At 60.1% G+C, this 24,283-nt stretch carries 25 protein-coding genes and 1 pseudogene; 11 read left to right on the top strand and 15 right to left on the bottom strand.

The features are described 5' to 3' along the window. Positions 1–195: 195 nt before the first annotated feature. The 5 genes from OLZ32_RS22375 to OLZ32_RS22355 all read right to left on the bottom strand — a co-directional run bounded on the left by OLZ32_RS22375 (position 196) and on the right by OLZ32_RS22355 (position 5,766). Positions 196–537 carry a hypothetical protein gene (locus OLZ32_RS22375; RefSeq protein ID WP_264422627.1) on the bottom strand — a complete coding sequence of 114 codons (342 nt, stop codon included), beginning with the start codon at positions 535–537 and terminating at the stop codon, positions 196–198. A 30-nt stretch (positions 538–567) separates the two neighbouring features. Then, positions 568–1,170: a hypothetical protein gene (locus OLZ32_RS22370; RefSeq protein WP_264422626.1), complete on the bottom strand. Its 603-nt coding sequence runs from the start codon at positions 1,168–1,170 to the stop codon at positions 568–570. 9 nt (positions 1,171–1,179) lie between these two features. Beyond that, a complete protein-coding gene (locus tag OLZ32_RS22365; protein ID WP_264422624.1) occupies positions 1,180–2,508 on the bottom strand; it encodes a gluzincin family metallopeptidase in 1,329 nt (442 codons plus the stop codon). A gap of 116 nt (positions 2,509–2,624) precedes the next feature. Further along, complete coding sequence (locus OLZ32_RS22360) at positions 2,625–4,499, bottom strand: adenylate/guanylate cyclase domain-containing protein (RefSeq protein WP_264422622.1); 1,875 nt, start codon at positions 4,497–4,499, stop codon at positions 2,625–2,627. A 196-nt stretch (positions 4,500–4,695) separates the two neighbouring features. Then, a complete protein-coding gene (locus tag OLZ32_RS22355; RefSeq protein ID WP_264422620.1) occupies positions 4,696–5,766 on the bottom strand; it encodes a LacI family DNA-binding transcriptional regulator in 1,071 nt (356 codons plus the stop codon). 222 nt (positions 5,767–5,988) lie between these two features. On the opposite strand from OLZ32_RS22355, the gene OLZ32_RS22350 reads away from it, so the two are divergent. The 7 genes from OLZ32_RS22350 to ppk2 all read left to right on the top strand — a co-directional run bounded on the left by OLZ32_RS22350 (position 5,989) and on the right by ppk2 (position 13,951). Then, positions 5,989–6,942, top strand: a complete 954-nt coding sequence (locus tag OLZ32_RS22350) for a sugar phosphate isomerase/epimerase family protein (protein ID WP_264422617.1) — start codon at positions 5,989–5,991, stop codon at positions 6,940–6,942. Between the two features lie 59 nt (positions 6,943–7,001). Next, positions 7,002–8,234, top strand: coding sequence for an ABC transporter substrate-binding protein (locus tag OLZ32_RS22345; RefSeq protein ID WP_264422614.1), 1,233 nt, complete (start codon positions 7,002–7,004; stop codon positions 8,232–8,234). 95 nt (positions 8,235–8,329) lie between these two features. Beyond that, on the top strand, positions 8,330–9,217 hold the full coding sequence (locus OLZ32_RS22340) for a carbohydrate ABC transporter permease (protein WP_003538369.1): 888 nt from the start codon (positions 8,330–8,332) through the stop codon (positions 9,215–9,217). Continuing rightward, positions 9,217–10,101 (top strand): carbohydrate ABC transporter permease, encoded by an 885-nt coding sequence (locus OLZ32_RS22335; RefSeq protein WP_264422611.1) that lies wholly within the window; start codon positions 9,217–9,219, stop codon positions 10,099–10,101. Before OLZ32_RS22340 ends, OLZ32_RS22335 begins: the two co-directional genes overlap by 1 nt. Positions 10,102–10,108: 7 nt before the next feature. Further along, positions 10,109–11,191, top strand: coding sequence for an ABC transporter ATP-binding protein (locus OLZ32_RS22330; protein ID WP_003538361.1), 1,083 nt, complete (start codon positions 10,109–10,111; stop codon positions 11,189–11,191). 83 nt (positions 11,192–11,274) lie between these two features. Then, a complete protein-coding gene (locus OLZ32_RS22325; RefSeq protein ID WP_003538358.1) occupies positions 11,275–12,927 on the top strand; it encodes a GMC oxidoreductase in 1,653 nt (550 codons plus the stop codon). Positions 12,928–13,036: 109 nt separating this feature from the next. Continuing rightward, entirely contained in the window at positions 13,037–13,951 is a 915-nt protein-coding gene (gene ppk2 / locus OLZ32_RS22320; protein ID WP_003538356.1) for a polyphosphate kinase 2, read from the top strand. A 96-nt stretch (positions 13,952–14,047) separates the two neighbouring features. On the opposite strand, the gene OLZ32_RS22315 is transcribed toward ppk2, so the two are convergent. Next, the gene (locus tag OLZ32_RS22315) at positions 14,048–14,923 is read right to left on the bottom strand and encodes an aldo/keto reductase family oxidoreductase (protein ID WP_003538354.1); all 876 of its coding nucleotides are present in this window, start codon (positions 14,921–14,923) and stop codon (positions 14,048–14,050) included. A gap of 107 nt (positions 14,924–15,030) precedes the next feature. Between OLZ32_RS22315 and OLZ32_RS22310 the strand changes: the two genes are divergently transcribed. Next, complete coding sequence (locus OLZ32_RS22310; protein WP_264422609.1) at positions 15,031–15,939, top strand: LysR family transcriptional regulator; 909 nt, start codon at positions 15,031–15,033, stop codon at positions 15,937–15,939. 114 nt (positions 15,940–16,053) lie between these two features. On the opposite strand, the gene OLZ32_RS22305 is transcribed toward OLZ32_RS22310, so the two are convergent. The 4 genes from OLZ32_RS22305 to OLZ32_RS22290 all read right to left on the bottom strand — a co-directional run bounded on the left by OLZ32_RS22305 (position 16,054) and on the right by OLZ32_RS22290 (position 17,325). Beyond that, entirely contained in the window at positions 16,054–16,533 is a 480-nt protein-coding gene (locus tag OLZ32_RS22305) for a pyridoxamine 5'-phosphate oxidase family protein (protein WP_003538350.1), read from the bottom strand. 108 nt (positions 16,534–16,641) lie between these two features. Beyond that, entirely contained in the window at positions 16,642–16,836 is a 195-nt protein-coding gene (locus OLZ32_RS22300; RefSeq protein ID WP_003538349.1) for a hypothetical protein, read from the bottom strand. A gap of 62 nt (positions 16,837–16,898) precedes the next feature. Beyond that, positions 16,899–17,135: a 30S ribosomal protein S21 gene (rpsU, locus tag OLZ32_RS22295; RefSeq protein ID WP_003538346.1), complete on the bottom strand. Its 237-nt coding sequence runs from the start codon at positions 17,133–17,135 to the stop codon at positions 16,899–16,901. A 40-nt stretch (positions 17,136–17,175) separates the two neighbouring features. Continuing rightward, entirely contained in the window at positions 17,176–17,325 is a 150-nt protein-coding gene (locus tag OLZ32_RS22290; RefSeq protein ID WP_017992539.1) for a hypothetical protein, read from the bottom strand. Between the two features lie 454 nt (positions 17,326–17,779). Between OLZ32_RS22290 and OLZ32_RS22285 the strand changes: the two genes are divergently transcribed. The 3 genes and pseudogenes from OLZ32_RS22285 to OLZ32_RS22275 form a co-directional block, all read left to right on the top strand. Continuing rightward, on the top strand, positions 17,780–18,493 hold the full coding sequence (locus tag OLZ32_RS22285; RefSeq protein ID WP_003538344.1) for an Ig-like domain-containing protein: 714 nt from the start codon (positions 17,780–17,782) through the stop codon (positions 18,491–18,493). 179 nt (positions 18,494–18,672) lie between these two features. After that, positions 18,673–18,861 carry a hypothetical protein gene (locus tag OLZ32_RS22280; protein ID WP_003555203.1) on the top strand — a complete coding sequence of 63 codons (189 nt, stop codon included), beginning with the start codon at positions 18,673–18,675 and terminating at the stop codon, positions 18,859–18,861. An 86-nt stretch (positions 18,862–18,947) separates the two neighbouring features. Then, positions 18,948–19,289, top strand: a pseudogene (locus OLZ32_RS22275) (helix-turn-helix transcriptional regulator); the annotation flags it as partial. A 127-nt stretch (positions 19,290–19,416) separates the two neighbouring features. Here the strand turns inward: OLZ32_RS22275 and OLZ32_RS22270 are convergent. The 5 genes from OLZ32_RS22270 to OLZ32_RS22250 all read right to left on the bottom strand — a co-directional run bounded on the left by OLZ32_RS22270 (position 19,417) and on the right by OLZ32_RS22250 (position 24,213). Next, on the bottom strand, positions 19,417–20,181 hold the full coding sequence (locus OLZ32_RS22270; protein ID WP_003538341.1) for an SDR family NAD(P)-dependent oxidoreductase: 765 nt from the start codon (positions 20,179–20,181) through the stop codon (positions 19,417–19,419). Positions 20,182–20,235: 54 nt separating this feature from the next. Beyond that, on the bottom strand, positions 20,236–20,964 hold the full coding sequence (locus OLZ32_RS22265) for an SDR family oxidoreductase (protein WP_003538339.1): 729 nt from the start codon (positions 20,962–20,964) through the stop codon (positions 20,236–20,238). 26 nt (positions 20,965–20,990) lie between these two features. Then, positions 20,991–22,250 (bottom strand): sugar ABC transporter permease, encoded by a 1,260-nt coding sequence (locus OLZ32_RS22260; protein WP_003538336.1) that lies wholly within the window; start codon positions 22,248–22,250, stop codon positions 20,991–20,993. Next, positions 22,247–23,068, bottom strand: coding sequence for an ATP-binding cassette domain-containing protein (locus OLZ32_RS22255; RefSeq protein WP_003538334.1), 822 nt, complete (start codon positions 23,066–23,068; stop codon positions 22,247–22,249). The genes OLZ32_RS22260 and OLZ32_RS22255 overlap by 4 nt, the downstream gene beginning before the upstream one ends. 71 nt (positions 23,069–23,139) lie before the next feature. Beyond that, complete coding sequence (locus OLZ32_RS22250) at positions 23,140–24,213, bottom strand: ABC transporter substrate-binding protein (RefSeq protein ID WP_017992536.1); 1,074 nt, start codon at positions 24,211–24,213, stop codon at positions 23,140–23,142. Positions 24,214–24,283: the final 70 nt, after the last annotated feature.

Raw genomic sequence — 24,283 nt, 5'->3', positions numbered from 1 at the left:
CCGACGAGATGAAATGGAATCCATTGATTAGCAAAGCGCTTTTGAAAGCGTCCGTCCGTCCGAGATAATTCACACTTTATAGCACCCGTCGGCCGCGGCGGCACGACCGACTGGGATACTTAGAGACGCGGCGCAAGAGGCGGTGGATGGCGAAATCTCAGACCGTCAACCCGAATTAACGTGATCTCTCGGGAATCAGATTACTATGAATCCTTGATAGGCGTTCTCAAATTGGTCGTTCCGTTTTATGGCAACCCACAGGGGCTTTTTGGAGTCGGTCGGATCAACGCCAAGCGCCGGCTTGGCAACCGCTGGCCACACCTTATCCGTGCTTGTAGCAGAATCGTCACGAACTACTTCGACGTCAACTTTATCGCTACCGTCCGAATTCTTCGATATATATACAACCATATCCTGACTGAAGCCAATGCCTATGAGCTTAAAATGCTTATGATTGCCTCTTGGAGCCTCCACAGGATCCTCATCGTCCAGACGCCTTATTTCAGCCTTAAGTTGAATATTGGATTTTGCAGACATATTAACCTCCCTTGCTCGTCCTCCGTAAAATCAATCACTATCGCCTGGTCTACGAGGGATGAACCCGCCTGACCTTGACATCACACCGCCGGAGCGGGATAGGGCGCCACCTGATCGGGACATTCCGCCACTCGCCATTCCTCGGGGATCCATCGAGACCTCGGCCGAGAGCAGGATTTGCTCAAAGGTCCCTGCCTGGGCATCGAGTCTCATCGAGAGATCGCTCCGGTCGTAGATCCAGACCTTCATATCCTTGGCGAGAGCTCCAATTTGGGAGCCGAGGCCCGTTCGCGCACTCGAACCCGGGGACCGATACAATCTATCGTATTCGATATCACCATCGATGTTCCTCGGAGGGGGATCGTCGGGGTTCGAGCCGCCGCCGTGGACAAGGAAGATTGCCGGCCGACTCAGTTCAATGAAAGTTCCCTCGAATGAGAAAGCGTAGATACGCGCCAGGGTAGGATCTTTCGCACTAAACTGGCCCCTCAGGAAATTATTCGCTCCTGCTGGAGATCCGATCAGAGACTGGTAGTCGCCGCCTTTGAGAACTACGTCAGTAAGCTCGCGCCCGAACAGATATATCGCTGATATGCCGAGCAAGGTTTCATTGTCTGCCACTTCCCCCTCCATCTAGTTGAATTATTGACCGCTCATTGATCTCGACAGCAGAACTTTCTCGCGATATTTCATCTTCGGAAGCTCTAGATAATCTATCGGCAGTAACGTCCGTGCGGAGAGGACATGGCTGCGATGCTCGCCGCCTTTAACGTGCGCGCCGGCGTGCAACTCGCCGATCGCCCGCTGCCTGAAGTTCCTACTGGTGATTCTTACGAATTGGCCGCCACTTTCATTCCGATCAACCGCAAGCATCGTCCTTGCGACGTCGCCGTAGTCCAGAAAGTCGGGAGCAAGAGCCCACAAGGTTTCCGCCAGATACGTCCCGACGATATCGCGTGCGTCGAGCAGTGCTTCGACAAAGCCATCTGGGTTGCCCGCAAAAGCGCGGTCGAAAGCATGCTGCACGGGGGCCTCGGCAGCCGGATCGAACTCGGCAATATCTGCGAGATCCTCAACGGCATGCGAGATGAAGCCGCGCGCCACCAGGCTTTCATGAAAGATGTCGACGAGAATGTCGAATATCGCACCGGTGAGTGGTTGCGAGAGCTCGTGCTCGTCCTTCCACCCACGAGCGAACTCGGCCATCGTTCTTTTGTTGTTTGCCGACCGTATCTGCCGATGTGGCGAGAATTCCGAAAAGCGCGCAAGGCGATTTGCGCGGTAGAGGTTACCGCGCGTCTCCGCGAGAACATTGTCGATCACGGACGGAAAATGCATGGCCGCGATTAGCGACACGCAGTCGGAAAAAGCCTCCTGGAAGCCAAGATATTCGGGGTACTCGGTCCCCGGGCGCGGCACGCCCAATACGCTGAAGATGATCGCATGCCCCACCTCATGAGCGATGACGTCGAAATCCAGGCTGAAGGGAAGAACGTGCCCGTCATTCTCGAACTGGCTCCCAACTTCGAGGAAACCATAGCCGTACTGAGCGTTGTCCCATCGCGGCAGGATCGAGATTTCCAGACGGTCATAATGATCGCGAAAATGCCAGGTGAGCGGCTGGCCGAGATAGCGCTCCCACACGTCCAGGGTGAATCGCACGCAACCAAAAACATGCGCGGCTTCGAAGCCAGCCATCGAAGGTCGGAGATAGTCGAAATTACCGCACTCGTCGGGGGTGGCCGGTTCGAGGATTTTGCCGGTCCAAGGCGGCAGATACATGTACGGCGTTCCAAGCGGCCCGCGGTTCACACCGTAAGGACCGGTCTTGCCGACCGGCTCCACAACGAACATGCGATTGTCGGCCGGACCAGCTGTCAGGCTACCCAGCGGAGACGATACTTCAACAATCTCAGGATTAGACCGAGCATCAAATGGAGGCTGTACAAAAAGTCTGAACCGGGTGCCCATCCGCTCTCCCCTCAAAAGACTTTTGTGATGCCATTTTAAGTTGACATTCGGCGCTCACAAGAATTTTAGCAAGTAATAAAATAGAATTAGAAAGAGCCTGACAGATGTACTTGGCGTTATTCAGGCAGCTCAACCAATCTCGAATAGCGCGGGTGACTGCGAATGGAATCGAGATCGGAATCGTTCTTGAACCACAGCCGCATCTCGATGCCGACTTGAGGCATCCAGACCTCAAGCAAATCGATCGCTCTGTCGATTTCGCCAAGCAGTGCATAGGTGCAGGCGGCATTGTACTGGATGTTTATGTCGTTGGGATCCGTCGCCAGCGCGCGCGCCAACCATTCCAGCGCCATGTCGCGGACCCCGAGAAAGGCCAGCGCCGTCGCTCCCAAGCAGGCAACATTGGCATTTTCCGGATGGAGCCGCAGTTCCTCCTCCGCCCTTTTCAACGCGATCCGCGCATAGCTGCTGGCCTTGTCTATTTGCCCGAGCGAACGAAAGACGTTCACGAGCATGATCGGCGCACCATAATCGGCAGGCTTGATTTCCATTGCGCGCTGAAAGTGCGTAGCCGCCAGTTCGAATTGACCGTCGGTGACGCAAAATTCGGCATAGTACCGATTCGCCTCGTGGCAATCGGCGTCGAGCGACAAAGCCTCTTCGAATGCGGAAACCGCCTCAGTGCGATTGCCGGCGACGGCCAACGCAAACCCCCTGGCCGCGTGTGCCTCTGCCAGGTTGGGATCGATAGCGAGTGCCATCGCCGTGTTCGCGAGAATGTCCTCCACCGGAATCTCCGTGCCGAATTGAGACCGCAGACGTGAATCGCAAACCGCGATGCCGGCATAGGCTCGGGCATAGCCGGGATCCAATTCGATGGCTCTGGCGAAGCTCTGCCTAGCCATCAGATGGTTTGAGCGCGAGGCAATATGGTAGTATTCGCGCCCCCTGAGGTAGTGCGTATAAGCTTCCACGCTCTCTGTCGGCGCCTGCTCGATTGCCTTCTTTTCCTCCGGGAGCAACTTGACCTTTAGTTGCTCGACGATCGCCTTGGTGATCTCGTCCTGCACTTCGAAGATGTCGGTGAGGTCGCGGTCGTAACGCGCGGCCCACATGTGGCCGTCGCTCGCTGCGTCGATCAATTCAGCATTGATCCTCATATGGTTGCCGGCCTTGCGGACGCTGCCCTCTACGACATAGGCAACCCCGAGTTCCCTGGCGATGCGCTGCAGGTTCTCGCTGCGGCCTTTCCATGTGAAGACAGTGTTGCGGCTTAGTACAAACAGGCCTGAAACATTCGATAGGTCAGTGATGATGTCCTCGGTGATGCCGTCGCTGAAAAACTCCTGGGCGGGATCGTTGCTGATGTTGGCAAATGGCAGGATGGCAACCGATGGCTTGTTGAAGGGTGCCTGCGTGTGGCCGCTTGCGGTAAGCGGCACCTCCTCGCCGGAGGCGACATTGCCCCAATCGGCAAAATAGACATGGACCGGACGGGAAATGTTCTTGACGGTCTTGGCACCCTGGTCTGCGAAATTGAGATCGAGCTTGTTTCCGACTTCGTGGCGCACAGCCGCCGAACAGGCAATGCCGCCAGGGTCTGCAAGGGCTTGTAGCCGGACCGCCACATTAATGCCGTCCCCATGAAAGTCATCCGCATCGAAGATGATATCGCCGAGGTTCAAGCCTATTCGAAACGCAAAGTGCCTGTCGGCTGGAATCCCTATGTTGCGCTCCAGCATGCCGCGCTGGATTTCGACTGCGCATCGTGCAGCACTAAGCACGCTGCCGAACTCGACCAGGAAACCGTCGCCCATCACCTTGATTATGCGCCCGCCGTGGCTCGCGACAGCGGGATCGAAGAGCTCGCGACGATGCTGACGAAGGGCACTAAGCGTCTCCTCTTCGTTTGCCTCCAGGAGACGGCTGTAGCCCACCACATCGGCAGCCAGGATAGCCGCCAATCGGCGCTCGACAAGCTCTGCGCACATGCCCGTCTCCCCAACGTGCTGGTGGCAATATTACTCAATTCTAGAAGCTGGCCGATCATGTTGCCGGACGATTGTATTACTGACAACTAAAATATGTACCTGTCGCCGAACCGACAGTTATATCTTCCAGGTTTGGCCCTCTGGCATCGGCGTCTTCGACGACTGGGACCCCCGGCATTCGCCGCGGCCGGCTCCGTCAGCTCTTCGGAGCGGCGATGCTCTCCCTCGGGATAAGGCTGCTGCGGATGACGGTGCGAACCGCCGCCGTAGTCTGCCTATGGCCAATGGCGTCGAGCAGGAGATCCACCGCCGCGCGCCCCATCTCTTCCACCGGCTGCTTGATCGTCGAGAGCGGCGGCGAGCAGAATTCGCAGACGGGGGAGCCGTCGAAGGAGACGACGGACATGTCACCGGGAATGCTTAGGCCCGTTCGCTGGATACGGCTGACAAAAGAAATGGCCATGTCGTCGCTGGTCGCGATGACGGCCGTCGGTTTCTCTGTCAACTCGGCGAAGTCATCCGCCGCCTGGACACCAATGTCGAAGCCGTGCTGATAATCGAGATGACCACCCGAGCGATGCACCGAGTCCTCGGACAATCCTGCTGCCTCGAGCGCCTCGAGCACGCCGCCATAACGCTCGACATCGTGATAATTGCCTTCAGGCCCTGCCAGATAGAAGAACCGTCGGTGACCCAATCGGATTAGCTCGGCCGTGACGTCGCGCACGGCTTCGCGGTCGTTGGTCACGACGCTCTGCAGGCCGGCATCGCTCATGTCGAGCAGCATTGAGACGATCGGCAGGCCGGAATTGGCCAGCGAGCGCCCGTCGACCTCCGGAAGCTTCGACGACAGGATGATGGCTCCGCGCACGCTGCCACCGAAGGCGAGGTCAAGAATGTGCCGTTCGGAAACTTCGTCGCGATCGAGGTTGGCGATCATCAGGTTGTAGCCGCCCTGGATCAGCGATTTATTGATACTCTGCAGCACCTGCGGAATGATCTGGGAAGCGCCGTAGTAGAGCGATCCCGGCAGGATGATCATGATGATGTTGGATTTGCCGACCCTGAGGCCGCGCGCCATGGCGTTCGGCGTGTAGCCCAGTTGCCTGGCTGCAGCATTGATCTTGGCGCGCGTCTTCTCGTTGACCCGTCCGGGATTGGCAAGCGCTCGGCTGACTGTGGATATCGCGACGCCGGCGAGCCGCGCGACATCGGCCATCAATGCACCCGATGGCTCCTCCCCCACCACATCCTTGTTTTTGTTCATGTTTACTTCGGTCTCCCGGATGCTTCGATTTGCAACTCTAAGGCAGGCGGCGATTTATAGCAAACGTTTGCCAAAAACCGCTTGCTTAAAAAACCAGCTTGGCTATTATCTAGACATGGCAAACGATTGCCATTTCTTAATGCGTTGAAAATCCATGGCTTATTGGATGCGGAACGGCTGTTCCGCACGCGGGTAGGTCATGCCTCGAGAAATGGACAGGTTATGGCTACTGGCGACAGGCTGCGCTTCGGCGTCGATCTCGTGACATTCTTTCATCCCGGCTTCTGGGGCGTCGACAGCCATGATGCGATCGTGGGTTATGCCCGCGCCGAACCGCGTGCCTTCTGGGACAAGATTCTCGACAGCGTCCAGGCCTCGGGCGTCACCGGCGTCGAGCTGACCTTCTCTCCCTTCAACTGGCAGGACGCCATCAAGACCTACGGTTCCGTAAACGCCTTCGCAGCCGAACTGGCAAGACGCGGCCTGACGCTATGCAGCGGCTTCTTCGCGGAACTGGAGGCGGCCGGCGATTTCGCTGAGCCCGAGGCCCAGCGCGCGCTGATCGACAAGGCGGAACGATATGCCGATTTCCTGAAAGCCTGCGGCAGCGACATCATGGTGATCGGCGCCCCCTTACGCCAGACGCTCGGCGCCCAGCCGGTGCAGTTCTACGATTTCGACCGCGCCAAGGTGATCGCCGATTTCCTGAACCGGCTCGGTGCAACACTCCATGCCAGGGGCGTGCGGCTCGCGCTGCACACCGAGGCGCACTCGATCTTTGCCGCCGCGCGCGATGTCGATCTGATGATGCTGCTCACCGATCCGGCCTATGTGCACATGTGCCCGGACACGGCCCATATCATCGTTGCCGGCTCCGATCCAATCCAGCTCGTCGATCGCCATCACGAGCGCATGATCATCGCCCACTGGAAGGATGCGATCGGTCCCATGCCCGCCGACACGCCGATCGACAAACATATCCATGAACGCCACCAGCCCTATTTCTGCAGCTTCGGCCTCGGACAGGTCGATTGGCCGGCCTGGATCCGGCTGCTGCGCGACCGGGCCTATGAAGGCTGGGCGATCCTCGAACTCGATGCCGCGCCCGATCCCGTCCGCGACATCGCCAACGGGCTCACGCTCGTCCGGCAGGCGCTCCTGCCGATCTATCGCTGACAGTCATTCCTAAGACAACAAAACGCCCCGCAAAGAGGGCATTTTCAAGAGGTGGAACAATGAAGACCATGATGAAGCTTTTTCTTGCCGGCGCAGCAATCGTCGGCCTCTTCGCCTCGGCGCATGCCGAGGACAAGCCGACGATCGAGATCATGTCGTCCTGGACGTCGGGCGGCGAAGCGGCAGCCCTCAACGTTATCAAGACCGAGTTCGAAAAGCGTGGCGGCGTTTGGAAGGATTCCTCGATCGCCGGTTTCGGCGCGGCCGATGCCGCCTTCCAGAACCGTATCGTCGCCGGTGACGCGCCGGGCGCCAAGCAGGGCGTCATCGGTCTCGCTGCCGCAGATTTCATCAACCAGGGCCTGTTCAATCCGATCGACGACGTGGCGGCCGCCGGCAAATGGGCCGATGCTCTGCCGAAATCGATCCATGATCTCATCACCTATGACGGCAAGGTCTATCTCTCGCCGACCGGGGCCCATGGTGAAAGCTGGATCTTCTATTCGAAGGAAGCCTTCAAGAAGGCCGGCATTTCGCAAGAGCCCAAGACCTGGGACGAGCTCTTTGCCGATCTCGACATGATGAAGGCTGCCGGCATCGTTCCGGTCGCCTGGGGCGGCCAGCCCTGGCAGCAGTCCAAGGTCTTCAATATGATCCTGCTCTCGCAGGTTGGGATCGACGGCTTCCTGAAGATCTATGTCGACAAGGACAAGAGCCAGGCATCCGTCGAGGGTGTGAAGAAGACCCTTGAAATCCTCGGCAAGCTGCGCGGTTATGTCGATGCGGGTGCTGCCGGGCGCAACTGGAACGACGCGACCGCCATGTTGATCACTGCCAAGGCCGGCGTGCAGTTCATGGGCGATTGGGCCAAGGGCGAATTCACCGTTGCCGGCAAGCAGCCGGGCAAGGATTATGGCTGCATGATCGTGCCGGAGTCGAAGGGCATGGTTTACATCGCCGACTCCCTCTGGTTCCCCAAGACCGGCAATGCCGAGACCGACAAGGCGCAGAAACTTCTCGCCGAAGTCGTCATGGACCCGGCCGTCCAGGTCGAATTCGCCCTCAAGAAGGGTTCGGTTCCGATGCGTTCCGACGTCGACAAGTCGAAACTGGACGTCTGCGCCCAGAAGGGTGTCGAGCTGATGGCCGCGGGTGCGATCGTACCGGATCAGGCGATCGTGCTGACGCCGCAGCAGGTTGGCGCGCTCGACGACTTCGTCGACGAATATTGGAGCGGCGGCTCGGACGATACGGCCTCCGCGGCCGAGAATTTCTTCGCCATCTTCGAGTAGGATGTGGCGTCGGCCTGATGTCGACGCCATGGCTGCCAGCCGCCGCCTCGCGCGGCGGTGCGAGCCCTGCTTTCCACCCGTCAACGAGCTGGCCGATGTCCATCAAACGCAAGCCCAATATTTCCGCGACTATCGCCCTTTTGCCGACATGGTTCGTCGCCGTCGTGGTCTTCATCGGCACCATGGCCTGGTCGATCCGCCTGTCCTTCACCAATTCGACGCTTTTTCCGTCCTCGACCTATGTCGGCTTGGCGCAGTATTCGAAGCTCTTCTCTTCCGCCAAATGGCTGGCATCGCTGCAAAACGTGTTGATCTTCGGTGTCCTTTACGTCGCAGGCTGTTTGCTGCTCGGCTTTCTGCTCGCCGCGGCGCTGGACCGCAAGATCCGCTTCGAAAGCGCCTTCAGGACCATATTCCTCTATCCCTACGCCATGTCCTTCGTGGTGACTGGGCTGATCTGGCAATGGATGCTCAATCCGACGCTCGGCATCCAGGCAAGCGTGCGTTCGCTCGGTTGGGAAAGCTTCGTCCTCGACTGGGTGGTCAATCGCGACATGGCGATCTATGCGCTGGTGCTTGCCGGCGTGTGGCAGGGTGCGGGCCTCGTCATGGTCATTGCGCTTGCCGGCATGCGTGGCATCGAAGGCGAGCAATGGAAGGCGGCGCGGATCGACGGTATTCCCGTCTGGCGGATCTATGTCTCGATCATCCTGCCCCAGCTCGGGCCGGCGTTGGCCGCGGCCGGCATGCTGCTCGCCATGGGCGTGATCAAGACCTATGACATCGTCGTCGCCATGACCAATGGCGGCCCCGGCAGTGCGACGGAGGTGCCGGCGAAATTCATCATGGACAATCTGTTCGGGCGCCAGAACCTCGGCCTCGCCACCGCAGGCGCGACGGTGCTTGTCCTCGGCGTGATCATCGCAGTCGCCCCGTTCCGCTACATCATGCACATGCGTGACAAAGCAAAGGGGGCTGCGTGATGGCCCGTCCTCATCCGAACGGCCCGAAGCCGGCACAGATCACCGCCGGGCGCATCGGCCTCTATGCCTTCCTTGTCGTCGCCGCGCTTTTCTTCCTTCTGCCGCTCTACACCATGGTCGTCACCTCGTTGAAGTCCATGGACGAAATCCGGCTCGGGCAGATCTTTGCCCTGCCGGCCACGCTCGATTTCTCCGCCTGGGTGACCGCCTGGTCGGGCGCCTGCATGGGAACCGTCTGCGTCGGCATTCGCAGCGGCTTCTGGAATTCGGTGGCGATCACCCTCCCCTCGGTCGCGCTCTCCGTCTTCATCGGCGCCGTCAACGGCTATGCGCTGTCGCTCTGGCGGCCGCGCGGGGCAAACCTGCTCTTCGGCCTGCTGATGGCCGGCGGCCTCATCCCCTACCAGATCTTCCTCTATCCGATGGTCCGGGCGATGGCGAATATCGATCTCTATAATTCGCTCGCCGGTATCGTTCTCGTGCATGTCATCTTCGGCCTGCCGCTGGTGACGCTGCTCTTCCGCAATTATTTCGTCAGCGTGCCGGAGGAGCTCTGCAAGGCGGCGCGCGTCGACGGCGCGGGCTTCTGGCGCATCTTTTTCGAGATCATGCTGCCGATTGCCGTGCCGATGGTCGTGGTGGTCTCCATGCTGCAGTTCACCGGCATCTGGAACGACTTCCTGCTCGGTCTTGTCTTTGCCGGGCGCGACAACCTGCCGATGACCGTGCAGCTCAACAATATCGTCAACACCACGATGGGCGAGCGAACCTACAACGTGAACATGGCGGCGACGATCCTCACCGCCATCGTTCCGCTTGCCATCTATTTCCTGTCCGGCCGCTGGTTCGTGCGCGGCATCGCGGCCGGCGCAGTCAAGGGGTAATGCTTCCATGCAATCTGCCGTCTCCGTCAAGGACCTGAAGATCGCCTATGGCGATCACACGGTGATCGAGAAGATGTCGATCGATATCGCGCCGCGGGAGTTCCTGGTGCTGCTCGGCCCTTCCGGCTGCGGCAAGTCCACGCTTCTGAATGCCATTGCCGGCCTTCAGGACATCACATCAGGCGAGGTCTGGATCTCAGGCAAGAACGTCAGCTGGGAGGAGCCGAAGGACCGTGGCATCGGCATGGTTTTCCAGTCCTACGCGCTCTATCCGCGTATGTCGGTCCGCAAGAACCTCTCCTTCGGCCTTCGCGTCGCACGCCTGCCGAAGGCCGAGATCGAGGCCCGTGTCGCCCGCACCGCCGCCCTCCTCCAGCTCGACAAGCTGCTCGACCGGCGTCCTGCCGAGTTGTCCGGCGGCCAGCGCCAGCGCGTCGCCATCGGCCGGGCGCTGGTACGCGAAGTGGATGTCTTCCTGTTCGACGAACCACTGTCGAACCTCGACGCCAAGCTGCGTAATGAATTGCGCGTCGAAATCAAGAAACTGCACCAGCGCCTCGGCAATACCATGATCTACGTCACCCACGACCAGGTCGAGGCACTGACGCTGGCCGACCGCATCGCCATCATGCGGGACGGCGTGATCCAGCAGCTCGCCTCGCCGTCCGAGATCTACCGCCGTCCGGCCAATCTCTTCGTCGCCGGCTTCATCGGCGCTCCGGCGATGAACTTCACCGAGGGCCGGATCGAGCGCGGCAACGGCGCGCCGGTCTTCCGGAGCAAGGAGCTCACTGTCGATCTCTCTGGTTATTCCTTTCGAGCGGACGCAGCGGAAGGACCGGCAACACTCGGCTTTCGCCCGGAACACCTCGTGCTCGATGGCGCCACGAGCGGCCTGCCCACCATTCCGGGTCGGGTTTCCGTCGTCGAGCCGATGGGTTCGGACGCGGTTGTCTGGTTCGACTGGGCGGACCAGAGCCTTTCGCTCCGGCTCATGGGGGATGTCACCCTGCAGCCTGGGGATGCCGTGGCTCCCGGTCTCGATATCGCCAAGGCGTCCCTCTTCGGCGCTGACGGATCGCGGCTGTGAGGCGCCATCCCTTTGTTTTCCCGCAATTCCGGACGCGCTTCGCGCCGTTTTGAGGATTGCTCCAGGACAGGATTTGAAAAGACATGTCTGAGATCGTCTATGATGCGCTGGTGATCGGCTCCGGCGCGGCGGGTTCCTTTGCGGTAAAGGAACTGACGGCACAGGGACTACAGGTGCTGCTGCTCGAGGCCGGCCCCGCCGTCGGACCGAAGGATTTCGATCCCGCGCGCAAGAAGGCGCCGGCAAGCAGCATCAATATCTGGGAGCGCGCGCGGGCCACTCTCAAGGGCCAGCCGATCCAGGCGCGCGCAGCCTTTTTCACCGAGCGCTTCAGCCACTTCTTCGTCAATGACCGCAAAAACCCCTATACGACGCCGAGGGGCGAACCCTTCCTCTGGATCCGCGGCCGCCAGGGCGGCGGGCGCCTCCACAGTTTCGGCCGGGTGCTGCTGCGCTGGACCGACGACGATTTCAAGATCCGCTCACGCGCCGGAAAGGGCGTGGACTGGCCGATCTCCTATGACGAGCTGGTGCCTTTTTACGACGAAGTCGAGGCCTATCTCGGGCTCTACGGCAACAAGGACAACGTGGCCACCTTGCCGGACGGCATCTATGCGAAGCCGGCAAGCCTGACGCCCGCCGAACAGATTTTCAAGCAGACGGTTGAAAGCCGCTGGCCGGAAAGGCATGTCGTCTCCTGGCGCTATATTGCGCCTGACGCCGACCGGATGCCGCGACCGCTGCGAGAAGCAAAGGCGACCAGTGAGCTGACCATCCGCTACGACGCCGTCGTTCGCCGCATCACCACGGATGAGAAGACCGGCCGCGCCACCGGCGCGGAATACATCGATCGCAACACGGGAGCGGTATCGACGGCCCGTGCCGCGACAGTGGTGCTTTCGGCCTCGCCGATAGAGAGCGTGCGGCTGCTGTTGAATTCGGCTTCGGCGAAACATCCGGATGGGCTCGGCAACAGCTCGGGCGCTCTCGGTCGCTATTTCATGGACCAGCTGCCGTGCCTCGCCTTCGGCTCCTTTTCCAAGGCGAAGGGTTGGGCGCCCGACGAATCCGCGCCGACCGACCCCTTCTACAATCCGTCGGGCGGGATCTTCATTCCCCGCTTCGGCGAGGGTGACGCCGCCCGCGGCGATTTCGACTACCAGGGAAGCGTCGGCCGCGCGCCGGTCTCCGGGGATAGAGATGCACGTCTCGCCTTCTTCGGCTTCGGCCGCATGCTGCCCTATGCCGACAACCGCATCACGCTCGATGTCAGGCGCAAGGATGCCTGGAACATTCCCGTGCCGCATATCCGCTGCGTCATGCAGGAGGAGGAGCAGGCGCTGCTCAGAAGGCAGGAGGAGACGTTGATCGCCATGATCAACGAGATTGGCGGCGACCTCGAATTCATCGGCTCGCCCACCGGCCTCAAGGAAATGGGCAAGGGCGCCTTTCCCGAAGCCGATGCCTTCAGCCGCTTCATGTTCCGCAAATGGTTCCGCAAGACCATGTGCATGGGCGCCGCAATCCATGAGACGGGCGGCGCACGCATGGGCGAAACTCCTGAGGCTTCGGTGCTCAACCCCTACAACCAGGTCTGGGATGCCCCGAACCTCATCGTCACCGACGCCAGCGCCTTCCCCGGCAGCGGCATCGCCGGGACCACGCTCACCGTCATGGCCCTGACGATCCGCGCCTGCCGGAATCTTGTCGACCAATTCAGGACGGGACAGCTATAGGCGCGCTTGGAACGAGGGACCCGGGTAAACCGTTCAGCGTTCGATCAGTGGCCGTCATATAAACTTCGCACTGACATGCTCCTGTCAACAAAAGCAGGAAGGGAAACCCATGTCGCGAACACATCAGGACCAGCTCAGCCGTATAAAGGCCGAAATCGCCGACAGCTTCGATGAAGAGCTGGAAATGCAGATGGAGGAAGACCGGCTCGACGATCTGGTCGCCGAAGGAATGTCGGAACCGGCGGAGCAGACGCTCGAGCGAAAGATCTACTTCCGGGAGCTTTTCCGGCTGCAGCACGAACTGGTGCGGCTGCAGGATTGGGTTCAGCATAAGAAGCTGAAGGTGGTGGTGCTTTTCGAAGGGCGGGATTCGGCCGGCAAGGGAGGCGCCATCAAGCGCGTGACCCAGCGGCTCAATCCGCGCGTCTGCCGGACGGTCGCGCTGCCCGCCCCGACCGAGCGGGAACGCCATCAATGGTATTTTCAGCGTTATGTCCCGCATCTTCCGACTGGTGGCGAGATCGTGCTCTTCGACCGAAGCTGGTACAATCGCGCCGGTGTCGAGCGCGTGATGGGGTTCTGCACCCCCGATGAACTCGAGGAGTTCTTCCGCTCGGTGCCCGAATTCGAACGGATGCTGGTCCGCTCCGGAATCGTGCTGATCAAATACTGGTTTTCGATCACCGACGAGGAGCAGGAATTCCGCTTCAATATGCGTATCCACGATCCGCTGAAGCAATGGAAGCTGTCACCGATGGATATGGAAAGCCGTGTCCATTGGGAGGAATACACCAAAGCCAAGGAAGAAATGCTGGCGCGTACCCACACGGAGGATGCACCCTGGTGGGTGGTTCAGGCCGTGGACAAGAAACGGGCGCGGTTGAACTGCATCGCCCATCTTCTCGAGCAGATCCCTTACGAGGATGTTCCCAAACCGGAGATCCAGCTGCCGGACCGCATCCGTAACGCCGATTACAACAGGGCCCCGGTTCCGCCTGAAATGTATGTGCCGGAGCGCTATTGAAAGCATAGCCCCAACGGTCGGCGGCGTTGAGGAAATAGCGGGAGCCGTATTGCTTCGCTACGCCATGCGAGAGCGTGGCGTAGCGATCGGATGCCGTCAGGCGGCGACATCAGCCATGCGGTTCAATTCCGAGACAGCGTCATTCGGCAGCACGAGCGCGGCGGCGGCGAGGTTCTCCCTGAGATGGCCGACGGACGAGGTGCCGGGGATCAGCAGGATGTTTTCCGCGCGACGCAGCAGCCAGGCGAGCGCCACCTGCATAGGCGTCGCGTTGAGGCGTGCTGCGACATCGGACAGGGTGGAAGACTGCAGCGGGCTGAATCCGCCGAGCGGGAAGAACGGCACATAGGCAATGCCGTCGCGCGCGAGATCGTCGATCAGGGCATCGTCGGCCCGATGCGCCAGATTGTACTGGTTCTGCACGCAGACGATCTCGGTGATCCCACGCCCTTCGGCGATTTGCCTCGATGTGACGTTGCTCAGCCCGACGTGACGCACCAGGCCTTGCCGCTGGAGATCGGCAAGCACCGTCAGCGGCGCTTCGATCGACCCTTCGGCCGGGCCGTGCACGTCGAACATGATCCTGAGATTGACGACATCGAGCACATCGAGGCCGAGATTGCGGAGGTTGTCGTGTACTCCCTTTGTCAGCTCTTCGCGCGAGAAGGCCGGAATCCACGATCCATCGGCGCCGCGCCGTGCGCCGATCTTGGTGACGATGGTGAGATCGTCGCGATAGGGATGCAGCGCTTCGCGGATGATCTGGTTGGTAACATGCGGGCCGTAGAAGTCGCTGGTGTCGATGTGGTTTACGCCGCTCGCGACCGCCTCCCGTAGCACGGTCAAGGCCGCACCATGATCTTTGGGCGGGCCAAATACGCCAGGCCCGGCAAGCTGCATGGCGCCATAGCCGAGCCGCTTCACGCTGTCGCCGCCGAGGTTGAACGCGCCGGACTGATCGATAGTGGACATGATCTAACTCCTTTCAAGAGATGACGCCAAGATTGGCCCAAGATAAGCATTGTCGGGGCGCGTGAAAATTGGCTACAATCCGCACGGGCTGTGCGGAGTGGCGAACAGTGAAAGCAGATCTGGGTGATCTCAATGCCTTCGTTGCCGTGGCCCGTGCCGGCGGTTTTCGCGAAGGCGCGCGCGTCAGCGGCAGCAGCGCCTCCTTCCTCAGCGAAGCGGTGCGTCGCCTGGAGAGCCAGCTCGGCGTCAGGCTGCTCAACCGGACGACACGCAGCGTCGTCCCGACCGAAGCGGGCAAGGGCTTGCTGGAGCGGCTCGGCCCGGCTTTGATCGAGGTGGAGTCTGCCCTCGACGTCGTCAACGGATTTCGCGACAGGCCGGCCGGTGCCCTACGCCTCAATGTGCCGGTCAGCGCGGCGCGGCTGGTACTGCCCGCCATCGTTCCGCCGTTTCTCGCCGCCTATCCCGATATTCGGCTGGAGGTGGTCACCGACGAGAGCTTTGTCGACGTGATCGCGGCCGGCTGCGACGCCGGCATCCGCTATGACGAACGGTTGGAGCAGGATATGATCGCGATACCGATCGGGCCACGCGTCCAGCGCTTTGCCATCGCAGCCTCCCCCGACTACCTCGATCGCCGTGGCCGGCCGCAACATCCGAGCGAGCTGCTCGGCCATGCCTGTCTGTTGGGTCGCTTTGCCAGCGGCGCGATGACAGCGCCGTGGGAGTTCGAGCGCGATGGCGAGATAGTGCGGGTCGATCCGACGGGGCCGCTGATCGTGCGGGTCGGCGGAGCGACCAATCTGGCCGTCGATGCAGCGATATCAGGAACGGGGATCGTCTGCCTCTTCGAGGACTGGCTGCGCCCGCATATCGACAGTGGCGCGCTCGAGCCCATCCTCGAACCGTGGTGGCAACGCTTCTCCGGGCCGTTCCTCTACTATCCCGGACGACGGCTGGTGCCTGCGCCGCTCAGGGCGTTCATCGATTTCGTCAAGGCATCGGCTACCGCATAATTCCTTAAGCCGGAATCAATCCAAGGATAAAATAATGCAGCAATTCGGGGTTACAGCATCCTTTGCGCGTCTAAAAGATGCGGCGCTGTAAGGGGGGTAGTGGCCGACGATGCGCTAAAGCTTGACCTCGGCATTGTCGCCCATATCAGGTTTGGTGTTCGAGACCGCTGCGGCCGCCATCTTGATATAGCTGATGATCGTGCCCGGACTGTCCCAATATTCGGCCGAAGCCGGCGTCATTTTGAGGATGCGGATGGAAGGATCGTCGGGATTGTCCCACCACGCCTTTGCCGGCGTCGCCCATAATTCCCTGATTCTCTCCCGGTCGTTTTGCACCTCGGCCGTCCCCGATACGGAAACATATTTCTGTCCCTTGGTGTCGGCAAAGGCGAGGCACACGTTTGGCCAGCGAGTGATTTCATCGTCCTTGTGACTGCTGACATCCGTCAGAAAGTAGATCGCATTCTCGAGCTGCGCGGTATAGGCGGACATCGGGCGGGCTCGCAGATCGTCGCCGCTGCGGGTCGTCAGCATGCAAAATCCGATCTTGTCGATCAATTCCCATACCCGTGTCGCATCGTCTTGATTGCCCATCGTCATCTCCATCTGTGCAAGAGACGAAGTAACCATCTGCCGCGGCCGATGTTCCCAGCGGCGAGCCCTAATGAGCCCATTCTTAAGGTGATCGAGGCACGCAGTCGATCAATGGACGCTTGGGGTTTTCATGACCATTGCAAAGTCTTCGGCGACCAGTTCGCTGACGGCGATGAGAACTTCCTCCCGGGAAAACCCCGATGTCAGAGCGCGTTGAATCAGATCCTGCAGATCCGGCTCCACGACATCGCGGCAATCCTCGAGGCGTTCTTCCGAAACGGTGAGACTATTGAGTTCGTCCATTGTCTGTCCTTTCAGGGGAATGTAACCACCAAAGCCCAGGAAGGCTGGTGAGGATAAAGCCTTTAACGGGCGGCCACCGCCCGCTTCGGACCGGGCAGCAGGCCCTCACGCTGCATCTGCTTGCGTGCAGCCTTGCGATGTCGGCTGATCGCCTGCGCCTTTTCCCTGACGCGCCGTTCGGACGGCTTCTCATAGGCGCGCCGTTCCTTCATTTCGCGGAACAGCCCTTCGCGCTGCATTTTCTTTTTCAAGACTCTGAGCGCTTGATCGACATTGTTGTCTCTGACGAGTACTTGCATTTCGAGTTCTCCTTGTCTGGGATGGTGGCCCGATCGCCGCTCAGCCGAGCTGCTTGGCGATCAGAGCCTGCAATTCGCGGCGGGTGAGAAGGCAGGGAAACGGCTTCCAGCTCCTGGGAACATTGACGGCCTCGTCATCCTCACGCGGATTCGCCGCCGCAACCGCGGTGGCTGTATGTGTGTTGTTCAAAAAGAAATCCTTTGCCGGCCTTGGCCGACGTTATCGATTGTTTGTGGGATTGCCCATCACGCAGCCTTAAGGCGCGCGCCGATGCATAAGCGTCTCAATCAGCAGCCGGCAACGGCTTGGATTTCCGCTTGGATCGGGTACATCCAGCAACATAGGGCTCGGCGAGCAGAATTGCAACGGATAGCCCGGATGGCCTGGCATGGGCACCGCCAATCGCCTTCAGATATACTCGGTGCCATTTTATTCAAGTTAGCCGGGTATAGTTTTTGTCGAATTTTCTTCAATTTTGCACGAGAGCGACATTATTTCGCCAGAATGGAAGCAACGCGAAGATCGCCATCGAAATTAACCTTCTGTTAAATAGGCCATTGACTTGTAGTATTAATAGGTTGTTAAAGGAGCCGCTCGCTGAGGTCGAAATTGACCCGCTAATAAACAATTTGAGGAGAGAGCAATGGCTTCGCCGATACATGCAACTGATGATAGTGCAACATTTCAAGAAACTGATGTTATTTCCGGAAACCTGCTTTCCAACGATTCTTCCGACAACGGCCACCTGTTCCTGCGCGCATTCGATGGCGCAAGTGTTGGCGCCAAGAGCGGCAACAGCCAGGTTACTGAAATCCAGGGCGATTACGGCACCTTCTTCGTCAAGCCGGACGGCAGCTACACCTATGTCCTGAGCGACGCTGCCAAGATCGGTTTCGCCAACGGCGAATCGTTCCAGGAAAAGGTTTCCTACAAGATCTCCGACGGCAGCGGTCACACCGACGTCGGCCTGTTCACCCTGAACATCCAAGGCGTAACCCAGGTAAAGCCGATCGCTGTTGACGATACCTACAGCTTCACCGAAGGCAACGCCATCGGCGGTAACGTTCTGGATAACGACATTGCCGGCGACAACGGCAAGATGTTCCTGCGTCAGTTCCTGACTGAGCAGGTAGACGGCAAGGATGGCGCCGTTACCGACGTTGCCGGCACCTACGGCATGTTCCACGTCAAGGCGGATGGCACATTCACCTATGAACTGACCTCCGATCTGGATGCAGGTCAGACCTACACGGAAGTTCTCCGTTACTACAAGATCTCCGATGGCGAAGGCCACACGGACACTGCCAAGGTGACGCTCAACATCACCGGCACGGATGCTCATCCCGATATCGCTTAATCGGCGGCAAGTAGATTTAGTGAGACATGACGCCCGCCGCGCAATCGGCGGGCGTCTTGGTATCCGCCTGATTGACGCAAGTCCGCCGAGAGCCAATGGTCGGCAAAGCGGTATAATTCTTTTTAGCTAGTTCTTATAAACGCCGGGGTGGCGTAGTCTTGATGTTCGGAGGACACGCCGTGACCGAACACATCGAACCCAGGCAAGTCGAAACAGACGATCTGACGAAAGTCTGGTCCGTGACGGAGTTCTGCGCTCGTCACCGCATAGATGCCGAGGAACAAGCGCTGCTGCTCAAACTCTTCGGGCCGTTCGCGACCGCCTCCGAATTGCTTCACAATGCCAAGCGCGCGCCAAGGTTCAGATGAGGCCTCCTCCATTTCTTCAACGATCTTCTCATAAATCCCGGCAAGTCATTCGGTGAACGAGACGGCCCAAGATATCGCCTGATCGGGTGACGCTCGCTATCTTGCCTCTCCTTAGACATTTGGGCAGTAATCGAAATGGTGCGATCGTTGCATTTGGCGGAACCATCATCGTGAAAATGAGCGGCGCTGATATGGATCATGTCGATATCGTTGATGCTGTCTAGCAGGCGCCCGATGGCCGCGGCAGCTTTCTGATCCCCGGCCGCATGCGGGAAGATTTGAATGCGCTCTATCTTCAGCATTACACGAGCAACCCCTATGCCCGTGCATTCGAGAAGGTAAAGCCGGGCGAGATTGCAGTCGGCAATAGCTTGATCGATGCAGAGGCCGTAAGGCATTCCGCGTTTTACGCCGATATCTGCGAGCCATCCCCTGCGACCCGCAATTTGTCTTCGAGGCCCACTCCACGATCATTCAGATACGCAGGAGGGAGAGAAATTCCCTCCTCCGACCAAGCGGCCGCGAGCCACCCTCCCCCAATCTCGTATTCGCGTCTCACCGCGTCGTATAACCGCCGTCGATAACCAGCACTTCGCCGGTGACATAACTTGCCGCCGCCGAGCAGAGGAACAGGGCAGCGGCGGCCACCTCCTCCGGCTGCCCGACGCGCCCCATCGGGGTCATGCTGCGCCAGATCGGGAACCAGTCGGGATTGTCGATGCCGCCGCGCGACAGGTCGGTCTCGATATAGCCGGGGGCGATGGCGTTGACGCGGATATTCTCGGCGGCAACCTCGCTGGCAAGGCTCTTGGTCATCATGTGGACCGCCGCCTTCGAGGTATTATAGGCGACCTGGTTCTGCGGAATGTTGGACACGATGCCGGATATCGAGCCGATATTGAGTATGGCGCCGCCGCCCTGACGCCGCATCGGTGCGAGGGCGGCGCGGCAGGCGCGAAAGACGGCGTCAACATTGACGGTCATGATCTCGCGCCAGATGGCATCCGAGAATTCGCCGCTGTCGCCATGAATGGCGATGCCGGCATTGTTGACGAGGATGTCGAGCCGTCCCGCCCGTGAGAGGGTTTCAGTGACGAGTTCGTCGGCAGCGCTTTCCTTCATCAGGTCGGCGACGATGAAATCGCAATCGACGCCGGCCCTGGAGAGCCGGTCTTCCGCTGCTGCATTGCGGGTTCGGCCCGTGATGATGACTTTGGCGCCCGCTTCGCCGAGCGCCTCGGCGATCGCAAGCCCGATGCCGCGCGTGCCGCCGGTCACCAGTGCCACCTGTCCGTTCAGGCGAAATCTGTCGAAGATCATGGCCGTTTCCTCTTGAGTGGGGTTTCGCGAGTGTTGAAGGCGGATGCACTTTCGTCAGATGTCGGCGCTCTGCGGCAGGATAACGAGATCACGGATCGTAATGTTGCGTGGGCGCGTCAGCATGAAAAGCACGGCTTCGGCCACTTCGTTCGCCTCCATCAGGCCGCCCGCAGCGAGCGCCTCATCGAGCTTCTCCTGCGGCCAGTCGCTGAGAAGGGCTGTGACCACGGGGCCTGGAGCGACGGCGCCGACGCGCAAGCCATACTTGGCCACCTGCCGCCTCAACGTATGGACGAATGCCTGGACCGCGTGTTTGGAGGCCGTGTAGATCGGCTCCCAGACGACAGGGATCATGCCGGCAACGGAACTCGTCAGGATGATATCTCCGGTCTTGCGCTCGACCATATGCGGCAGAACGGCATGCACCGAGCGGAAGGCGGCGTTGACATTCAGATTGAGCATTCGGTCCCAGGCGTCGGGGTCGCCGCCCAGCACCTCGCCGCCGATATAGGAGCCGGCATTGGCGTGGAAGATGTCCAGCTGGCCGGCTTTTTCCAGAATCTCAGGCATCATTCGTTCGACGCTTTTCGGATCGGTGAGATCGATGACCAAGGGAATGGCGTTGGCGTCGAGTTTCGAGCAGATTTCCTTCAAGGCGTCTTCATTTCGGTCGACCAGCACGACCCGAGCGCCCGCGGCAAGCATGGTCTTGGCGCATTCAAGGCCGATACCCGACGCCGCTCCGGTGACGGCCGCGACTTTTCCAGACAGATCCTGTCCCATTTTCTTCCTCTGTTTTCCTGGTTGCTCTAAGCCCGGCCGTGCGAAATTCGCGATCGGCGTGCCAGCGAGTCGACGATGACGGCGACGGCAAGGACGGCGCCCGTGATCATGTATCGAAGCGACGATGACAGATCGAGAAGCGTCAGCCCGCTGGCAATCGACTGAATGACGATGATGCCGAGAAGGGCTGAATAGGCACTGCCTCGCCCCCCGAACAGGCTCGTGCCGCCGATGACCGCCGCAGCGATGGCGTTGAGATTGACGTCGCCGGTGCCGGCCTGTTGACTTGCAGTCGCCAGCCGGGCGGCAGAGAGAACGCCGCCGGTTGCCGCCAGCAGAGCGCACATGACGAAGGCGCTCGTGTAGATGCGCGAGACATTGATGCCGGAACGACGGGCAGCTTCCCTGTTTCCGCCGACGGCATGCATCGAGCGTCCCCATTTGGTGCGCGTCAGCGCATAATTCATGGCGGCGGTGAGCCCGACGAAAAGGCCGAACATCCATGGAATGCCGCGCGACTGGTTGAGATAGAACGCGACAGCTTCAAGGGCGAGTGTGATGATGACGGCGCGCAGAAGCAGCCCGCGGGCCGATTTCGCCGACAGTCCGGCCGCCCGCCGACGCGCCGAGGTGCGGTAGCTGGAGAAGAAGAAGGCAATGCCGGCAAGCGCCACCAGCAGATAGGCGACCGGGTCCGGCATGACCATGATCTGGCCGAAACTCACGAGCCAGGAACCATAGGGAAGATTTATCGAACCGGTTGCTCCGAGGATATAGAGCTGCAGGCCAAGAACCGCGAGCAACCCCGACAGCGTCGATACGAAGCTCGGCATGCCGAAGCGGTTGAAGAGAAACGCGTAGAGCGAGCCGATCAGGGCGCCGACGACCATGGCGGCGAGGATCGCCAGAACCACCGGCCAGCCCTGGTTGACCCAGAAGACGCCGACCAGCGCCGAGGCGAAGCCGCTGACGGAGCCGACGGAAAGGTCGATCTCACCCACCATCAGGATGCAGACGATGCCCAGCGAGATGACGCCAACCGTCGAGCAGTCGAACAGCATGTTGACCAGGTTGCTGCTCGAGAGAAACACCGGATTGAGCGCCTGGAATACGGTCCAGATGATCGCCAGGCCGACAATGACCGGCAGTGAACCGAGATCGCCGGAGCGGATGCGATCCCCAAAGGCGCGGATCGAGCCGGCAAGGCTGTCGTCGTGGTGCACTCTTTCGTCACGTCGGTCGAGGAGCGCAGGTGCTGCCGGTTCATTCTGGATGGTCTTCATCATGGCCTGCCCTCCTCGTTTTGTTGGCTTTGCGCCTTGCGGCGCATCGCGCGACGGGAGACGGAATTGTTGGATGCGCCGGTGATGGCGCTGACGAGCTGTTCGTTGGATGCGTCGGGCAGCATGGTGCCGTTGTTGCGACCGAGCCGAAGGACGACAATACGGTCCGCGACGGCGCGAACATCCTCCATATTGTGGCTGATCATGATGACGGCGAGGCCGCGCTCCCGCACGCGCTCGATGAGGTCAAGCACCTCGGCGGTCTGGGCGACGCCCAGTGCAGCTGTGGGTTCGTCGAGCATGATCAGTTTCGGCTGGAGCAGCAGCGATCGGGCGATCGCTACCGTCTGGCGCTGTCCGCCGGAGAGCGAGGCGACGGGTTCGCGCACGCTCGGAATGCGGGCCGAAAGCTCGTTCAAGAGCTTCCAGGCGGCGATCTCCATCGCGACTTCATCGAGCTGATAGGGGCTGAGCTCCTTGCCGAGAAAGATATTGGCGACGACGTCCAGATTTTCGCAAAGCGCCAAATCCTGGAAGACGGTTGCGATGCCGAGGTCGAGCGCAGCACTTGGGCTCGACAGGTTGACCGGCTTGTCCTCGAAGATGATCGTGCCCGAGCTTGGCTGGTGCACGCCGGCCAGGATCTTGACCAGCGTCGATTTGCCAGCGCCGTTATCGCCCACGAGCGCCACGACCTCGCCGGCATATACATCGAGTTCGATATCGGTGAGCGCCGACACTGCTCCGAAGTTCTTCGATATTCCACGCAGACTGAGGACAGGCTGACGGGAAGGGTCAGGAGTATGAGAGGTTTCAGACATTGCCTGGCCTTTCGAAAAAGCGAAAATCGGAAGCGCGACCGGTGGCCCAGCCGCGCTTTCCCTTGGCTCGATTACTTGGTGATGCCGAGCTTCTTGCAGCCGTCGGCATAGCGGCCGGTGCACAGTTCCTCGGCGGTGTTGATCTTCTTGTCGATGATCTCGGCCTTGAGGTTTTCGGCGGTAACGACAGCCGGTACGAAGAGCTGTGCGGGCGTGTCGTAGAGCGTCATTTCGGCCTTGATCGTTTCTCCGGCCAGGAGCTTCACGGCGACGTTGGCAGCGGCAGCGGCGACGATTTCGCTCGGCTTGGAGATCGTATTGTACTGATCCCCTGATATGATCAGCTGCAGCGCAGCGATCGTCGCATCATTGCCGGTCACCGGCGGCACCGGATCGACGCCAGCAGCCTTGAAGGCTGCAATGGCGCCGCCGCCGGTGCCGTCATTGGCAGCGACCACGCCGACGATCTGCTTGCCGAAGCGGGTGATCTGACCGCCTGCCCATTGCTGGGCGTTCGCGGGCTGCCAGTTCGGTGTATCGAATTCGGCAAGCGTCTTGTATCCGCCGCTCGCCAGGCCCTCATGAATGCCGTCCTTGATCAGCCCGGCCGCCGCATCGGTCGGCGAACCGTTGATCTGCAGAATGCCGCCGCCATCGGTCGGCACCTTCTGCGCCTTCAGATGCTGGACGAGCGATTCCGCAATCGCCTTGCCGATCGCCTTGTTGTCGAAGGAGACGTAGAAATCGGCCTTGCCCTTCGGAATGGGACGGTCATAGGCAATGACCTTGACACCCTGGCTCTGTGCGAGCTGGACGAGCGATGCGGCGGCCGCCGAATCCACCGGGTCGAGCACGATGACTTTGGCGCCCTGGGTGATCGCCGAATTGAACTGCTGCTGCTGTTTTGCGATATCGGCATCGGCGTTCTGATAGAGAACCTTGCACGAGGCGCAAAGCTTCTTCATTTCCGCGACGAAGCCCGGGTGGTCGTGCTCCTCGTAGCGGGTCGAGCCCTGGTCGGGCATGAGGAATGCCACTGTTGCATCCGAAACGGCCGTTTGCGCAAAGGCGGAAGTACCGCCGAGCAGGGACAGGACAAATACCGCGGCGCCTGCCGCCTGTGTTGAGAATTTCATCATTTCCATCTCCTCCCGTTGAAAAAATTATGTAGGTTCGTGATTGCACTGCCTGCTGTGGCCGTTCGGCTGAAGGAAC

It is taken from the genome of Rhizobium acaciae, from assembly GCF_025941625.1.
Classification (GTDB): Bacteria; Pseudomonadota; Alphaproteobacteria; order Rhizobiales; family Rhizobiaceae; genus Rhizobium; species Rhizobium acaciae.
The sequence above is the reverse complement of the archived record's forward strand: the minus strand, read 5'-3'. Positions and strand labels throughout refer to the sequence as shown.

Excerpts from the sequence above, each read along its gene's own strand:
- OLZ32_RS22375 (WP_264422627.1), bottom strand. The coding sequence starts at position 537 with ATGTCTGCAAAATCCAATATTCAACTTAAGGCTGAAATAAGGCGTCTG.
- OLZ32_RS22370 (WP_264422626.1), bottom strand. The coding sequence starts at position 1,170 with ATGGAGGGGGAAGTGGCAGACAATGAAACCTTGCTCGGCATATCAGCG.
- OLZ32_RS22365 (WP_264422624.1), bottom strand. The coding sequence starts at position 2,508 with ATGGGCACCCGGTTCAGACTTTTTGTACAGCCTCCATTTGATGCTCGG.
- OLZ32_RS22360 (WP_264422622.1), bottom strand. The coding sequence starts at position 4,499 with ATGTGCGCAGAGCTTGTCGAGCGCCGATTGGCGGCTATCCTGGCTGCC.
- OLZ32_RS22355 (WP_264422620.1), bottom strand. The coding sequence starts at position 5,766 with ATGAACAAAAACAAGGATGTGGTGGGGGAGGAGCCATCGGGTGCATTG.
- OLZ32_RS22350 (WP_264422617.1), top strand. The coding sequence starts at position 5,989 with ATGGCTACTGGCGACAGGCTGCGCTTCGGCGTCGATCTCGTGACATTC.
- OLZ32_RS22345 (WP_264422614.1), top strand. The coding sequence starts at position 7,002 with ATGAAGACCATGATGAAGCTTTTTCTTGCCGGCGCAGCAATCGTCGGC.
- OLZ32_RS22340 (WP_003538369.1), top strand. The coding sequence starts at position 8,330 with ATGTCCATCAAACGCAAGCCCAATATTTCCGCGACTATCGCCCTTTTG.
- OLZ32_RS22335 (WP_264422611.1), top strand. The coding sequence starts at position 9,217 with ATGGCCCGTCCTCATCCGAACGGCCCGAAGCCGGCACAGATCACCGCC.
- OLZ32_RS22330 (WP_003538361.1), top strand. The coding sequence starts at position 10,109 with ATGCAATCTGCCGTCTCCGTCAAGGACCTGAAGATCGCCTATGGCGAT.
- OLZ32_RS22325 (WP_003538358.1), top strand. The coding sequence starts at position 11,275 with ATGTCTGAGATCGTCTATGATGCGCTGGTGATCGGCTCCGGCGCGGCG.
- ppk2 (WP_003538356.1), top strand. The coding sequence starts at position 13,037 with ATGTCGCGAACACATCAGGACCAGCTCAGCCGTATAAAGGCCGAAATC.
- OLZ32_RS22315 (WP_003538354.1), bottom strand. The coding sequence starts at position 14,923 with ATGTCCACTATCGATCAGTCCGGCGCGTTCAACCTCGGCGGCGACAGC.
- OLZ32_RS22305 (WP_003538350.1), bottom strand. The coding sequence starts at position 16,533 with ATGGGCAATCAAGACGATGCGACACGGGTATGGGAATTGATCGACAAG.
- OLZ32_RS22300 (WP_003538349.1), bottom strand. The coding sequence starts at position 16,836 with ATGGACGAACTCAATAGTCTCACCGTTTCGGAAGAACGCCTCGAGGAT.
- rpsU (WP_003538346.1), bottom strand. The coding sequence starts at position 17,135 with ATGCAAGTACTCGTCAGAGACAACAATGTCGATCAAGCGCTCAGAGTC.
- OLZ32_RS22285 (WP_003538344.1), top strand. The coding sequence starts at position 17,780 with ATGGCTTCGCCGATACATGCAACTGATGATAGTGCAACATTTCAAGAA.
- OLZ32_RS22270 (WP_003538341.1), bottom strand. The coding sequence starts at position 20,181 with ATGATCTTCGACAGATTTCGCCTGAACGGACAGGTGGCACTGGTGACC.
- OLZ32_RS22265 (WP_003538339.1), bottom strand. The coding sequence starts at position 20,964 with ATGGGACAGGATCTGTCTGGAAAAGTCGCGGCCGTCACCGGAGCGGCG.
- OLZ32_RS22260 (WP_003538336.1), bottom strand. The coding sequence starts at position 22,250 with ATGATGAAGACCATCCAGAATGAACCGGCAGCACCTGCGCTCCTCGAC.
- OLZ32_RS22255 (WP_003538334.1), bottom strand. The coding sequence starts at position 23,068 with ATGTCTGAAACCTCTCATACTCCTGACCCTTCCCGTCAGCCTGTCCTC.
- OLZ32_RS22250 (WP_017992536.1), bottom strand. The coding sequence starts at position 24,213 with ATGGAAATGATGAAATTCTCAACACAGGCGGCAGGCGCCGCGGTATTT.